The organism is Secundilactobacillus kimchicus JCM 15530 (assembly GCF_001433995.1).
Lineage (GTDB): Bacteria > Bacillota > Bacilli > Lactobacillales > Lactobacillaceae > Secundilactobacillus > Secundilactobacillus kimchicus.
This window is the reverse complement of the sequence record NZ_AZCX01000001.1, coordinates 242765-257342: the sequence shown is the minus strand read 5'-3', so window position 1 is coordinate 257342 and position 14578 is coordinate 242765. Positions and strand designations below refer to the sequence as shown.

General features: G+C 46.3%; 15 protein-coding genes. 5 read left to right on the top strand and 10 right to left on the bottom strand.

The genetic code is table 11. The features are described from left to right. Positions 1–25: 25 nt before the first annotated feature. The 3 genes from msrB (at position 26) to FC96_RS01330 (ending at position 1458) form a co-directional block, all read left to right on the top strand. Complete coding sequence (gene msrB / locus FC96_RS01340) at positions 26–466, top strand: peptide-methionine (R)-S-oxide reductase MsrB (RefSeq protein ID WP_054659523.1); 441 nt, start codon at positions 26–28, stop codon at positions 464–466. An 11-nt stretch (positions 467–477) separates the two neighbouring features. Further along, complete coding sequence (msrA, locus tag FC96_RS01335; protein ID WP_054659521.1) at positions 478–996, top strand: peptide-methionine (S)-S-oxide reductase MsrA; 519 nt, start codon at positions 478–480, stop codon at positions 994–996. Between the two features lie 96 nt (positions 997–1092). Next, positions 1093–1458, top strand: coding sequence for a hypothetical protein (locus FC96_RS01330; RefSeq protein WP_054659519.1), 366 nt, complete (start codon positions 1093–1095; stop codon positions 1456–1458). Between the two features lie 468 nt (positions 1459–1926). Here the strand turns inward: FC96_RS01330 and FC96_RS01325 are convergent, their stop codons facing one another. Further along, positions 1927–2796, bottom strand: coding sequence for a DegV family protein (locus tag FC96_RS01325; RefSeq protein ID WP_056941716.1), 870 nt, complete (start codon positions 2794–2796; stop codon positions 1927–1929). A 111-nt stretch (positions 2797–2907) separates the two neighbouring features. Then, positions 2908–3330 (bottom strand): MarR family winged helix-turn-helix transcriptional regulator, encoded by a 423-nt coding sequence (locus FC96_RS01320; protein WP_054659517.1) that lies wholly within the window; start codon positions 3328–3330, stop codon positions 2908–2910. Between the two features lie 158 nt (positions 3331–3488). On the opposite strand from FC96_RS01320, the gene FC96_RS01315 reads away from it, so the two are divergent. Continuing rightward, positions 3489–5198: an NFACT RNA binding domain-containing protein gene (locus FC96_RS01315; protein ID WP_056941715.1), complete on the top strand. Its 1710-nt coding sequence runs from the start codon at positions 3489–3491 to the stop codon at positions 5196–5198. A 69-nt stretch (positions 5199–5267) separates the two neighbouring features. Here the strand turns inward: FC96_RS01315 and FC96_RS01310 are convergent, their stop codons facing one another. From FC96_RS01310 to FC96_RS01280, 7 genes are all read right to left on the bottom strand, one after another. Beyond that, entirely contained in the window at positions 5268–7790 is a 2523-nt protein-coding gene (locus FC96_RS01310; protein ID WP_056941714.1) for a carbamoyl phosphate synthase preATP-grasp domain-containing protein, read from the bottom strand. A gap of 1 nt (position 7791) precedes the next feature. After that, positions 7792–8865, bottom strand: a complete 1074-nt coding sequence (locus FC96_RS01305) for a carbamoyl phosphate synthase small subunit (RefSeq protein WP_056941713.1) — start codon at positions 8863–8865, stop codon at positions 7792–7794. Between the two features lie 24 nt (positions 8866–8889). Then, positions 8890–9426, bottom strand: coding sequence for a bifunctional pyr operon transcriptional regulator/uracil phosphoribosyltransferase PyrR (pyrR, locus tag FC96_RS01300; protein ID WP_056941712.1), 537 nt, complete (start codon positions 9424–9426; stop codon positions 8890–8892). Between the two features lie 59 nt (positions 9427–9485). Continuing rightward, positions 9486–10400, bottom strand: coding sequence for an RluA family pseudouridine synthase (locus FC96_RS01295; RefSeq protein ID WP_056941711.1), 915 nt, complete (start codon positions 10398–10400; stop codon positions 9486–9488). 4 nt (positions 10401–10404) lie between these two features. Further along, a complete protein-coding gene (lspA, locus tag FC96_RS01290; RefSeq protein WP_056941710.1) occupies positions 10405–10851 on the bottom strand; it encodes a signal peptidase II in 447 nt (148 codons plus the stop codon). Positions 10852–10932: 81 nt separating this feature from the next. Further along, complete coding sequence (locus FC96_RS01285) at positions 10933–12594, bottom strand: formate--tetrahydrofolate ligase (RefSeq protein WP_056941709.1); 1662 nt, start codon at positions 12592–12594, stop codon at positions 10933–10935. Positions 12595–12629: 35 nt separating this feature from the next. Next, complete coding sequence (locus FC96_RS01280) at positions 12630–13025, bottom strand: EbsA family protein (protein WP_268872559.1); 396 nt, start codon at positions 13023–13025, stop codon at positions 12630–12632. A 34-nt stretch (positions 13026–13059) separates the two neighbouring features. Here FC96_RS01280 and FC96_RS01275 point away from each other — a divergent pair, with 34 nt between their 5' ends. Next, a complete protein-coding gene (locus tag FC96_RS01275) occupies positions 13060–13455 on the top strand; it encodes a ribonuclease HI family protein (RefSeq protein ID WP_082593132.1) in 396 nt (131 codons plus the stop codon). Here the strand turns inward: FC96_RS01275 and FC96_RS01270 are convergent. Continuing rightward, positions 13452–14564, bottom strand: a complete 1113-nt coding sequence (locus FC96_RS01270) for an NAD(P)/FAD-dependent oxidoreductase (RefSeq protein ID WP_056941708.1) — start codon at positions 14562–14564, stop codon at positions 13452–13454. The two genes, FC96_RS01275 and FC96_RS01270, sit on opposite strands and share 4 nt — an antisense overlap. Between the last annotated feature and the right edge of the window lie 14 nt (positions 14565–14578).

Here is a 14578-nt window from a genome sequence, read left to right as displayed (position 1 = left end):
CATTTGATTTAAGGAGGCTATTGCAATGGAAGAGGCAGACAAACGTCATCTAAAGCAGCGTTTATCAAAAGAGGCGTACGATGTTACTCAAAATGCAGCAACTGAGCGGCCATTTTCTGGGCAGTATGACGCTTTTTACGAAGCCGGGATATACGTTGATGTTGTGAGTGGTGAACCGCTATTTAGTTCGCGTGATAAGTATGATGCAGGCTGTGGTTGGCCGTCGTTTACCAAACCGCTCGCTAAACGGGCTGTAACGGATCATAAAGACACGTCTCACGGTATGATTCGTGACGAAGTTCGGTCTCGTCAGGCTGACTCTCATCTGGGGCACGTTTTTACGGACGGACCGTTAGATAAAGGTGGACTCCGGTATTGCATCAACTCAGCGGCTCTAAAGTTCATTCCAGCAGCTGACTTAGAAGCGGCTGGCTATGGTGAATACGTCGATTTATTCAAGGAATAGGAGGCGATGCAATGAGTGCAAAAGCAATCTTTGCTGGTGGTTGTTTCTGGTGTATGGTCAAACCGTTTGACGAACAGCCGGGAATTGAAAAAGTGGTCTCAGGCTATACTGGTGGGACGGTCCCTAATCCCACGTACGAACAAGTTGCCAGTCATCAAACCGGCCATACTGAAGCGGTTGAAATTACGTATGATCCCGCCGTCATTTCTTACGCTGATTTAGTGGAAATTTACTGGCGACAAACGGATCCGACTGACGCCTCGGGACAGTTTCAAGACCGTGGTGATTCGTATCGACCGGTCATCTTTGTGGCAAATAGCGAGGAACGCAAAATTGCGGAAGCGTCTAAACAACAATTGGCAGCCAGTGGTCGGTTTGATGCTCCAATCGTGACCCAGATTGAGGCAATCCAACCATTTTATCCTGCAGAGGCTGGTCACCAGGACTTTTATAAAAAGAACCCATTGAGGTATCAGATCGAAGAAATCGGCGGCCGGGCGCAATTTATTAAGCAAAACTGGAAGGATTAGTGTTTCGAACGTACGTTACTTTTAGTAATGTTTGCGAAATGGTTCAAATTACGTGATAATGAATTATACGTTATTATGTGAATGGAGCTGTTTTGCTTGAATAAAACCTTAATTAAAACGTCGATGACGGCGGCCGTCTGTCTGGCGGTCGTTACCATCTTGGCTGGAATTTTTCAAAATCGGTTAGATATCAACGTTGGGATTAGCACTTTTAGTTACCTAGGCGTCTATGTCATCGCGCTGTATCTATCTAAAAATAACACGGGTGAGAAAATCATCTTAACCTTGATTGACTTCTTGGCTGTTGTTATTTTGGTCTCGTTTGGCGTCGTGGCCGTTCAAAAGTACCATGGGTTTCAAATTGTTGCATTGATTGTCGTTGCCGCTGTTGGCACGGTCGGCGCATTATGGTCGATCTGGCTCAACAATCGATTCAATGTTAAGCGTGATGAAAAACAGTAAGAATAAAAGCATCGTAATCGTAAGAGTTTAGCGATTATGGTGCTTTTTTGTTTTATTAAGTTATCGGGACGGAGTTTAACAGTTTTATATTAAGTCTGGTTGAGCAATGTGCTAATGAGACGTTGTTGTCGTAAAATATCAACCGGAATGTCAATCCAAACTGATAATAGGTGCAATGGTGACTGTTATATCTGTTTGGTCGCTACTTTGAATAATATATATTATGTTAACTAGAAAATAAAAATTAGCGACCTCACAATACTAATTAGTCACCCCGCTGATGTTGTGCCCCCCTTTCCTTTTCGAACTAACGGCCAATAAAAAAACATCACCGCAATAACGGTAATGCTTTTTTCGAAAATAAAAGAATTCTTTGACCAACTTGTAGACTGTTTTTGGCAGTCTAGCACGCTACAGCATGATGGCTGGATGAGAAACGTTGATTAATAATTAATTTAATAATGGCAATTAAGCGCGATCTGTATCTAACATCCACGCCAACGCTAAGGATTTTTCGCCCAAGTGCGTCCCAATAACTGGACCAAAATACGATGACTCAATTGGAATTTCCGGGAATTGCTGGTGGATTTGATCCATCCAGGCTTTACCACTTTCTGGGTCGTTACCGTTAATGACAATTGCTCGTAATGGGTAATCAACCTGCTGAACGGCGTCAGCAAAAAGGGTTTCAACCCGTTTTAAGGCTTTTTTGCGCGACCGGACCTTTTCAAAAGCCACAATCTCGTGAGTTTCGGCATCAAATGTTAATAAGGGTTTGATTTTTAAAATGCTACCAATAAAGGCTGAAGCATTGGATAAACGGCCACCGCGGACCAAGTTTTGTAAATCATCCACAACAAATACCTCATCAATCGTTTGACGAACTTGGTCCAGACGATTGATAATAGCCGAGATTTCAGCGCCTTCAGCGGCCATTTTTGCGGCTTCAATGGCTAAATAGCCCATGAGTTTAACCGTAATCTGAGAATCGTAGACCACCACATTGATGTCGTCTTTAACCTCGTCAGAGACCGTCTCTAAGGAGTTCAACATCCCTGAAATGGTACTAGCCAGATGAATGCTAATGACGGTGTCATAGCCTTCTTTGGCTAGGTTCTTGTACAACGTAATCATCTCGCCCATAGGTGGTTGAGATGTGCTCGGAAATGACTTAGAATTCCGAAGTTTATCCCAGAAGTTGTCAGTGGTAATGTCCACGCCCTCGTTATACGAACGGCCATCAATGATAACTGGGATGGGCACTACGTGGATATGATATTTATCGACTTCTTCTTTGGATAAATAGCTGGTGCTATCAGTGACCACAGCTATTTTCATATTTAACACCCGTTTCTGTTTAAAAATAAAAACGATAATTTAATCTCGCTCGTCAAACCAGTTTACCAGTTTTGACGGCAAAAAGCGAAGCTCAAGGTTAACTCTTAGTCATTATTTTTCGACAACTTTACTAATACTATGTGTTAATCGGTTTAACATAATTTGCAATTGCTGTTGTTCTTCTTCCGGCCAGTGTTTGAAGACTGCCTGGACCGTTTGCTCGTACGCTGTGTTGACCAGTGTTAAAGCACTTTCCCCCACTTCATCTAATGAATATTTCAACTGTCGCCGGTCTTGACCAACAGCAGTTTTGGTTACAAGCGCCTTTTCGGTCAAACTCTTAAGCTGGCGACTCAAGGTCGAATTGTCTAGGCCAAGTGCGCTAGCCATTTGGTCTTGGGTAATTAGGCCCGCTGCAATTTGTTTAAGTAACGTCCATTCTGCAATGGTGATGTTTTGCAGTTTAGTCAGTTTGCTTAACTTCGATTGAAATATTTTTGACGCGTGGCCTAAAGCTTCTAATGTGGTTTCCAATGATAGGCTTCCTCCCAATGAATAATGGTCGTTTGTATTATACATCTTTTTGAATCTCGGCTCTAGTCTTGACTGGTGGATAATTCTTTGCAATGGATAGCAAACACCGTTATACTAATGTTTGCATGTAAAATGAAACAACGAAGGAAGTGAACTGCATGTCATTTGACGGTGCTTTTACCCACGCTATGGTCAAGGAGTTGAACGATCGCCTCTCGACCGGCCGTGTCACCAAAATTAACCAACCATACGATAATGAAGTCGTGGTGACCATTCGAGCTAATCGGAAACCAGCCCCTCTATTATTATCAGCGAATCCCACGTTTGCTCGAATTCAAACTTCTGCGATTCCGTTCGTGAACCCCGCAGTTCCCACAAACTTTACAATGATGCTGCGAAAGTACCTGAGTGGTGCCGTACTACAATCGGTGAGTCAATTAGACAATGACCGAGTCGTCCATTTAAACTTTAGTAGCCGAAATGAACTCGGTGACGAAGTGGCGCTGCAACTTATTATTGAGATCATGGCCCGCCACAGTAATGTTATTTTAGTCGATCAAAGTCGGCAAGTCATTTTGGATGCCATTAAACACGTTGGTTCTGATCAGAACCGATACCGAACCCTCTTGCCTGGGAGTACGTACATCAATCCGCCCCACCAGGACCTAATTAACCCGTTTAATGGCCCCCAGTCTGACTTAGCTGATAAAGTCAAAAAGTTTCCCAACGAAACCGTTTTGGCTGATGAATTACGGCAGCAGTATCAAGGGTTGGGCCAAGACACTGCGTTGGCTTTGGCTCGCGCCCTTCATGAGCCAGGTGAGCCTATGGCGTTATTTACAGCCTTTTTCGACCGCTTTGATCATCCAACGCCAACCCTGTTAACGTTTGAAAATGGTAAGACTGCTTTTGCGCCATTTGATTTCAACGTCCCTGAAGCCACCCTAACGACTTTTGATTCCCTTAGTGAATTGCTTGATTTTTACTACCAAGATCGGGCCGAACGGGATCGGGTCCAACAACAAGGTAGTACGCTAATCCACGTTACCCGTAACGAGTTAAAAAAGAATAAGACCAAGCTCAAAAAGCTCGAAGCAACTCTTGATAGTGCAGAAGATGCCGATGATTATCGAATTAAAGGTGAGCTGTTGACGACATACTTGAGCCAGCTGACCCGTGGAATGACTCAGATTGAACTCCCCAATTTTTACGACGACGAAAAACCGTTAAAGATTGCGCTTTCCAATCAGATTAGCCCCTCCCAAAATGCCCAAAAATACTTTAAAAAGTATAATAAGCTCAAGGCCTCAGTGCATTACGTTAACGAACAAATTGAAAAGACCAAGGCTGAAATTGACTACCTCGAAAATATTCTCAGCCAAATCGAGTTAGCCGCACCCAAGGACTTGATCGATATTCGCCTTGAATTGCAACAGGAGGGTTATCTTCGCGATCATGATCACCGTAAAAAGAACGCCAAGAAGCGCCAACAAAAGGTATCCAAGCCCGAAAAGTTTACGGCAAGTGATGGCACCGCAATTGAGGTTGGTAAGAATAATTTACAAAACGATCAACTGACACTTCACAGCGCTGCCAAGACGGATATTTGGCTACACGTTAAAAATATGCCGGGTTCACACGTCATTATTCATGATGCGATGCCCAGTGATCAGACACTGCAGGAGGCTGCGGAAATTGCGGCCTACTACTCTAAAGCCCGACAATCTAGTTCCGTCCCTGTTGACTACGTTCAGGTTAAGCGAATTAGAAAACCCAATGGAGCTAAACCTGGATACGTGATCTATGAGGGCCAGCGAACGCTTTTTGTGACGCCCGTCCGGGAAAAAGTCGAACAATTAGCCAACTAAACTAAAAGACCCACTAGCGATTGCCTGAATGGCCACCACTAGTGGGTCTTTTAGTTTTATCTTTTAGTTTTAATCGGTTAAATCTGTTTCCTCTGCAGTTCCAAATCCAATTTTTGCGCCAACTTCCTGAGTCGTCAGGCCAAGTTTTTCGGGGACCTGAAGTTGTTTAAACGGGAATGTTCCTCGTAAAACAGCGATCCGATTTGACCGAATATCAAGTGGTAGATCTGCAATGAGTGCCTCGTCAATTTCGCCGAGTGCCTGTCTAACAAGCATTCGAATCCAATTGATCCCAGTTACTTTATTTAGGAATGCAATCGCAGTTAGGCGAGTTGGTCGAATACCTGCAAAAATCGCCTTACCTCGCTCAATTGTATATAGCAATTGGACGAGCCCCGTCCGTGGGTGCTCTGTTAAATAATTAGTTGCATGTGACAAAATATCGTCAAACTGGGTTTTTGTCACTTGACTAGGCGTTTTCATCACAGTCAACTGACTGAGACTAGTGGCAAGCCCTTGTTCTGAACGTAGATCGCTCAAAAGAATTGGCACCGTATGTTGCGCCGTCACAAATAAGTCTAAGCCAATTTCGGCGTGGTCGTAAACTAGCTCACTACGCTGCTCCTGATCGGGCGGTAAAACCGCCACCGGCAACTTTCGGGCCCGTAATTCACGCGTTAAGTAGTGCCGATTTCCTGGTACAAAAATCACTTCGGGATGTTCAATTTGAACCACGTTTAAAACATCCCCAAGCTGAATCGGCTCAATATACTGTTTGTCCGTCAGCGACTTCATGAGTGAGCCAGCGTTAGAGTTCGTATTTATCGTGACTGTTTTATAGCCTGATTTATTCAACTGCTTTAGCATTTCAGTTGTAAAATAGTCGGCTGAAGCATTCGGCCCCAGTTGATTTCCGCCCCGTCCTAAAACCAATGCCGTGTGTTCAGACAATTGTGTTGATTCGTTTTCGTTTTCAAACGTACTGTAAAACGTCGACGTTTGTGACGGAAATTCGGCGGCAGTTGGTTCGATTCCTTTATAGGTTGGTGTAATATCATGCTCATTAGCTATCTGACGAACCGTGTCAAAATCAACGCGCCATAATCGGGCAACCATCCCATCGCCAAAACCATAGTACCGGGCTTCTTTCAAGACAGTCGGATCCAGTGGCTTGCTCTTAATTAATTCCTCAACCGCTAAAATATGCTTAAACTTTTGGAAATAAAAGGGATCAATTTTTGTTAATTCGGTTAATTCGTCAATCTGATAGCCACGTCTCAAGGCTTCAATCAAGACTAATACTCGGCTCGCTAACGGGTGAATGAGAAGTGATATGATTTCGTAATCCGTTAAATCAGAACGGGAAGTTAGCTCATCTCGCGGACTGAACTGAGATGAACGCAGGGCCTTGAGAATGGCCTCTTCAGCACTTCTTCCCACTCCAATCGTTGACCCAACGGCGTGCATCACCGTGCTCAGGTGTTGGTCCGCTTCTGGGACGTCTTCGAACGGCCACATTGGCATCCTAACGGTGACGTGATCTAGCGTTGGTTCTAACAAGAGGCTTTGCTGATAGCGATAACCATCTGGTAACTTAACGTCGGTGAGATTTGTCTGCAGATACAGCATGGCACTGACAAATGCAATTGGGTAGCCTGTCACCGTCGACGCCAAAGCGGTTCCCCGGTCAAGGTACGGTGTGACCTTGGTGACAAAATAGGCATCGTGGGCTTGATCTAAGGCAAAATGAATATGCATTGCCCCGGTGAAATTAAACTGCGTGCCGATGAAGAATGTCGTATCTCGCAGGCGCTGATAGTCCTGATTTGTTAACGTCAGCGTGGGTGCAACGACCATTGAATCCCCAGAATGAATACCAATCGGATCGATGTTTTCCAACCCAGAAATTAATAACTGGGTGCCGCGACCGTCACGAATGGCCACCATTTCGATTTCCTTCAACCCCACGATGCTTTGTTCAATCACACATTGGCCAAACCGAGACCAATTAAAGCCCTTTGATACGGCTTCAATCATATCAGCCTCGGTATCACACAGCATCCGACTCATATCAATCTTTGGTGCAACGGGTTTTACAATGACCGGATAACCAATTCTACCGGCTACCGTGATGGCTTCATCCAACGTTCCGACCGACTCAGATTCAATGACTGGCAGGTTCATTTGGGCCAAAACGGCATTAATGCGTTCTGGGTTATTAATTACACTGAGCGACTCAGACGGGATGCCCAGCAATTGAACGTTGTTTTCAGCTAATACCCCAGTTTCCTGCAATTCTTGACAGACGCTGATGGCTGAGACACCGCCGGCTGTGGGTAAAATAGCATCCGGCTGTTCGCGTTCAATAATTCGAGTGACGTTTTCGGTGGTCACCGATTGAATAAACATATTCGTCGGCTGGACAGACTCTAGGGCCACCGAAAACGGGTTATTATCAATTAAAAGTGAGCGAATACCAAGCTTTTGAAACGCTTGAATGATTTGGACGGTTCCCGAGTCTAACTCGGTTTCGTGGCCAATTTCGGTTGGCCCACCGCCAATAATCAGAATTTTTTGAATGTCGTTAGCCATGTTACCCCTCTCGTGTCCCCATTATTTCCATAAACTCGTCAAATAAGTCAACAGAGTCATGAGGTCCAGGCGCGCCGTCCGGGAAAAATTGAACGGAAAAAGCCGGATAATCCCGGTGTCGCAACCCTTGAATACTACCGTCGATGAGATCCAAATACGTTGTAATTAGTCGGTTTCGATCGACCGTTTCACTGTCAACAACGTACTCCTGGGCCTCCTCAGCATAAATAATGTCATTAGTAATAATTTTGCGAATTGGGTGGTTAGGCCCGTGATGTGCGGTCCCCAATCGCGTCATCGAGGCGCCATTGGCCAGCGCGAAAAGCTCGTGCCCCAGACCAACGGCAAATAACGGAATCCGTTCTTGGATGGTGCGGACCATTTCCAGTACAGATTCTGGTACATCTAGGGGCGAACCAGGTCCCGTGGATAAAATGACGCCATCCGGATCAAGACTTATGATTGCCTGAGCATCAGCATTCCAAGGCAAAACGGTCACATTACAGTGACGCTGTGACAATTGTCGTAAAATGCCGTGTTTAAGGCCAAAATCAATAACCACGACATTATACCCAGTGTTCGGATTGGGATATGGCTTTGGTGTGGCAACTTGGGCAACCTGCTGATTTGTTAACACCGTTGCATGAAGTTGATCAAACGCATGGTCGTCGGCCACATCAACAATGCTGCCCTTGATGGTCCCAACGCTTTGCAGCTTCCGAATTAATTGCCGGGTATCCACGTCGCTGATACCTGGAATATTATGTTGCTTTAGAAATTGATCCAGCGACAATGAACGTTGCCGGTTTTTAGAAATGGTTGCGACATCGCGTACTACCATCCCCTTAGCCGTGGGTAAAATTGATTCGTAGCTATCATGGCTGATTCCCGTGGCACCGATAATGGGCTGGGAGTAAACAATGATTTGATTGTGGTAGATTTGGTTGGTGACGACCTCTTGATAACCGACCATGCTCGTGTTAAAGACAATCTCACCTGTCGTTGTGGCCCCTGCACCAAACCCGTTTCCCGCATATACACTCCCGTCTTCCAGGATTAAATACCGTTGTGTCATTTCCATCAATCCAATCTGAATTGGTTACTGCCGCATGATTTCGACGCTATCTTGACCGTCAATTTCAGTGACTGAGACTTTGATCCGTTCATTTTGTGAGCTCGGAATGTTTTTTCCAACAAAATCTGCCCGAATGGGTAATTCACGGTGACCACGATCAACTAGCACCGCCAAGTTGATTTGTTTGGGACGGCCAAGGTCCATAATGGCACTCATCGCAGCCCGAATGGTACGGCCAGTGTACAGCACATCATCCACCAAAATCACTTTTTTATCCGTTATCGGAAAATCAATCTTTGAAACCGTCACTTTCGGGTCGTTTTCGGTACCGTCATGCTCAATGTCATCCCGATACTTCGTGACATCTAATTCGCCAACTGGCACACTGGCATTTTCGAGTTGTTTTAAACGACTCGCAATTCGTTCAGCTAAGAAAACCCCACGGGTCTTGATACCTAGAATCACGAGACCGTCAATTCCTTTGTTATGTTCAATAATTTCGTACGTGATCCGGGTCAATGCACGCTGCATTGCCATTGCGTCTACCACCACTTTAGCCATGGGCTACCTCCTAGAAATAAAATCTCATAAACCTAGCTTAAAAAAATCGCCTTGATTTGTCAATTCGGGCTCTGCTGTGCTTCTAAGCGTTTGATGACTTTTTGAAAATCAGCCGGTAATGGCGCTTCGAAAACCAGTTGACGACCGGTTGTTGGATGCTTAAAACCAAGTTTTTCAGCGTGTAGAAATTGGCCGGAGCCATTAATCGTCTTTCTTGGTCCGTATAAGGGATCGCCCGCGAGTGGATGGCCAATAGACTTCATATGAACTCGAATTTGATGGGTCCGTCCCGTTTCAAGCCAGCACAGGATGAGCGTGTAGTTCAAATACCGTTCAAGCACTCGATAATGCGTGACCGCATGCCGACCATCCGCGACAATCGCCTGTTTTTTGCGATCCTTTGGTGATCGGCCAATTGGGGCATCAATGGTACCAGTGTCTTGTTTAATCACACCGTGAACCAGCGCAATGTACTCGCGCAGGTTTGTCTTGTCCTTGAGTTGCTTAGCCAAGCTCTGATGAGCATGGTCGTTTTTAGCGACCATCAGTAGCCCGGAGGTATCCTTATCAATCCGATGAACAATTCCGGGCCGGAAAGTCCCGTTAATTGTCGAAAGTGGCGAATGGTACAACAACGCATTAACCAGCGTATGGTTGGGATGGCCGGCTGATGGGTGCACCACCATTCCTGCCGGCTTATTGACGACGATCACATCTTCGTCCTCATAAACAATGTCTAAGGGAATGTCTTCAGCTTCGAGGTCAAGGGCGACCGGATCAGGAATGGTCACGGTAATGACGTCGCCACTAGCCACCCGATAGCTGGGCTTAACGGCGTGGTCTGCGACCCGCACCAGTTTTGCTTCAATTGCTTGTTTAAGCTGTGACCGACTTTGGTTCGGCATCAGGGTCTCAAGCACCTTGTCGATGCGCCCCTGCTCGGTTGTAATGGTAAAGTGAGTTGTCTCAGTCAATGGTTCACCCCCGGTCCCCGTCTCTAAAAATCACGATTAGCAGCCAGATCACACCCACTGTTAAACACATGTCGGCAACGTTAAAAATCGGGAAATTGATAAAATCGAGTTGAAACATATCAACAACGAATCCCTGATGGAGTCGATCAATGAAGTTACCTAACGTACCGGCAATCATTAAAGTTAACCCCAAGCTGTAAGCCCACTGACAGCGCGTTTTAAAAAAGAACCAAATCAGCACGGCTAACGCAATAACTGAAACGACTGTAAACAGCCACTGTTGCCCAGCCAACATACTCCAAGCAGCGCCATCGTTGTGAATGTGAGTTAGTGATAAGATCCCGGGCAAAACCACTTGAGTCGTGCCATATAAGACGTGGCTCGCAATCCAAGCCTTCACCCACTGATCCAGGCCCACTAGAATAACTGCTAACGCTAAAAACCATAACATATCAAATTCCCGCTCCCTTTGTTTATCACATTATTGTACCAAAAAACCGGCAAGACTGCCGGTTTATCGTGGTGAATTTGGTTAAAACAGGCCGGTAATCGTCCCGTCTTCGGTGATGTCCATGTCAAGAGCAGCTGGGTGCTTTGGCAATCCTGGCATTGTGAGAACGTTGCCAGTCAATGCCACGATAAAGCCCGCTCCCAACTTAGGAACCAGTTCGCGCACATGAATGTCAAAATCAGCCGGTGCTCCCAGTTTTTTGGCATCATCTGATAAGGAATACTGGGTCTTGGCCATGCAGACAGGCAAGTGATCCCATCCGTTAGCCGCAAACGTTTTAAGTTGGCGTGCGGCCTTGGGCTCTAACACGACCTTGCGCCCCCCATATATTTTAGTGACAATGGCGTTCATTTTATCAGTCAAGGTGGCTTGTGGCTCATACAGTGGCTTGAAAGTACTTGGTTGATCAGCCGCTTGCACGACAGCCTCAGCAAGTCGGGTTGCCCCCTGGCCGCCATGCGCCCACACCGTGGTGTCAAACGCGTTAACCCCAAGCGTATCACGGCAATCATCAATTAAAAACTGGATTTCTTGATCGGTATCGGAGGTAAATCGGTTGACAGCCACGACAACGGGGACACCATATTGTTGCATGCTTCTCACGTGACGGTGTAAGTTGACCACGCCAGCTTGGAGAGCCGCTAAATTCTCAGTTTCCAATTGATCTTTAGGAACCCCACCGTTGTATTTTAGGGCTCGAACCGTCGCCACTAACACCACTGCATCGGGGGTCTTACCCAATACAGGTGTTTTAATATCCATAAATTTTTCGCCACCCAGGTCAGCTCCGAACCCGCCTTCTGTGACAACATAATCAGCCAGTTTCAAAGCCGTTTCGGTTGCTAAAACGGAGTTACAACCGTGGGCAATGTTGGCGAATGGCCCACCGTGGATAATTGCCGGGGTGTGGTCTAGGGTTTGAACAAGGTTAGGCTTAATCGCGTCTTTAAGCAGAACGGTTAGCGCACCGGCCACTTTTAAATCGCTCACGGTCACAGGTTGTTTATCATAAGTATACCCGATGACGATTTGACTAATACGCTGTTTTAAGTCACTGAGATTGCGGCTTAAACAAAGGATAGCCATCAATTCACTAGCAACCGTAATATCGAAGCCGTCCTGTCTCGGGACCCCTGAAGTTCGGCCGCCTAAACCAATGACGGTTTGACGCAAGGCCCGGTCGTTGATATCTAAAACCCGTTTCCAGATAATTTGGCGCGGGTCAAGATTAAGTTCATTCCCCTGCTGGATATGGTTGTCGATTAAAGCTGCCAGCGTGTCGTGCGCTTCGGTAAGCGCATGAAAATCCCCGGTAAAGTGCAGGTTGATATCTTCCATCGGAACCACCTGAGCGTAACCACCACCGGTTGCACCACCTTTAAGTCCCATAACGGGGCCTAGGGATGGTTCGCGTAAGGCAATGGCGGTTTTCTTGCCGATTTGCTTGAGCGCATCCCCAAGCCCTACCGTCACGGTTGATTTCCCCTCGCCAGCTGGCGTTGGGTTAATGGAGGTGACAAGAATTAAATGGCTTTGATCAATGGGATGACCAGCAACAGGTAATTTAATCTTGGCCTTGACAGCCCCATATGGTTCAATCTGATCACCGTTTAAATCAAGTTGGTCGGCAATATCTTGAATGGGGCTCATCACTGCGGCTTGGGAGATTTCGATATCGTTCAATTAAATGCACTCCTTCTTATTCTTATTCTTATTCTTTAATCAACTTGTGCCTGTTCAATTAAGTTAACAATTTCAATGACCGAATTAGCCGGTAGCATAAATGAATAAATTTTACCGCCATAGATGAAACCTAAGCGGTATTTGGAAGCATGAACATTTTTGACGTCGTGGAGATTGATGAGCACCCATTGGTGATTCATCACGCGACTAACTCGCACAACCCCATTTTCTAAATAAATATGGCGGTAATGGATTTGTGCCCACGTCAGGGCCACGAAGAATAATCCCAGCACCCAAGGCAGCCAGAGTAACTGCGGCTGTACTTCGAGTGCAATGATAATGGCTAATAGTAAGACGATTAAAGTCCAGCTCCAGAGAATAATACTCATTAAAGGGCCGGGCTGATATAAAAATTGACGTTTTTGGGCTATGATAGTCTTACATCCCTTTCTTGGAGTTGATTTTGTGTATTCACTATATACGGATGCGGCAACGGACAGCACCACGTTGAAAAGTGCCGCTGGCATCTTGATCCTTCATGACGGTCACCAGACTCAATTAAAAGAACCGTTACCCGATGGCGACAACCATCACTCTGAATTCAAAGCAGCGATTGCTGGATTTGAGGCGCTTCAACAACGGGTAAACGCGCCCGGCGAAGCGACTGTTTTATACTATACGGATAGTCAATTGGTGGCAGACAGTCTCAATAAGCAATACGCCAAACATTATCAAGAACTGGTTGATAACATTTTGGCCCTCCAACAACAATTTGGGCTGGTGGTCACAAACTGGGTCCCTGAAAAGCAAAACATGGGTGCTCATACTTTGTCTTTACAGGCCCTCCACCAGCTACATTAGTCGAAGTAGATGTTCGTGGGCTTCGTATAACGGCCCCAATTATCGTCTAATCCGTACAAAATTTTATTAGCTAATAACCTTGAAATGACAGGCCCCGTTGTCAGACCTGATGACCCGAGTCCCGACGCTACGTAGACGTTTGGGTGCTGCGGAACTTGGCCGAAAAATGGGGCAAAGTCAGCGGTGTAGGCCCGAGTCCCAATTTTGACCTGGGCAATATTATCCGCTGTCAGATCGGCGTCAAAACGTTGTGCACTCGCCAAGAGATCCGTTTCAACGGCTTGTGACCGACTCAGGTCAAAGCCACCTTCATCGTCATGGGTCGCACCGACAATCAGTTTGCCATGTCCGAACGGGATAAAATCACGTTCCCCCTCTGGCATCAAGACTGGCATGTTTTCCAGGGTCGGATAATCCTTAACGTTAAGTTCAATGAGTTCGCCCTTTTGTGGCCGGACTTTAGCGGTAACGCCGAGGGGCTTCAATACATCCGCGGTGCGCGCACCTGCCAGCACCACAACAGTATCAAAGTGCTTAATGCCAGCTGATCGGATGATATCACCTGTAGCATTTAACGTCACTTGTTCAGGGAGAAAGGTGAGGTTTTTCGTCTGAGCTTGGCGTAATAGTTCGGTCACAAAAGCGGCACCGTCAATCCGGGCGCCGCCGGAGATAAAGATCCCCGGTTGCGCGTGGGTGAGTAACGGAATCCGTTCCTGAACGTCAGTGGCACTCAACAACTCGATGGTGCCCATATCAGGCGCATCTTGCTGCCGACTTTGAGCTGTCTGCAGTAAAAGTTGTAAGTCCGCCTCATCACTGCGGGTCACGATGGTCCCCGTCTGCTGATAAATATCGTTACTAAGATTGGCTTCACGCGACAACTGAATTAATAACGTCGCACCATCCTTAGCCAGCTGGTACCACTGTTGGTTTCGCCGTTTCGACAGCCACGGTGAGATGATACCGGCCGCATTTGATGTGGCTTGACCGATTCCTGAGTCATACAGGGTGACATCCACTTGCTCGCCACCGGGAAGTGTTCCGAGAAAATATGCTAGACTTGCGCCCATGATGCCGCCACCAATGATGGCTACCTTTTGCTTCATACTGCACCCTCCAC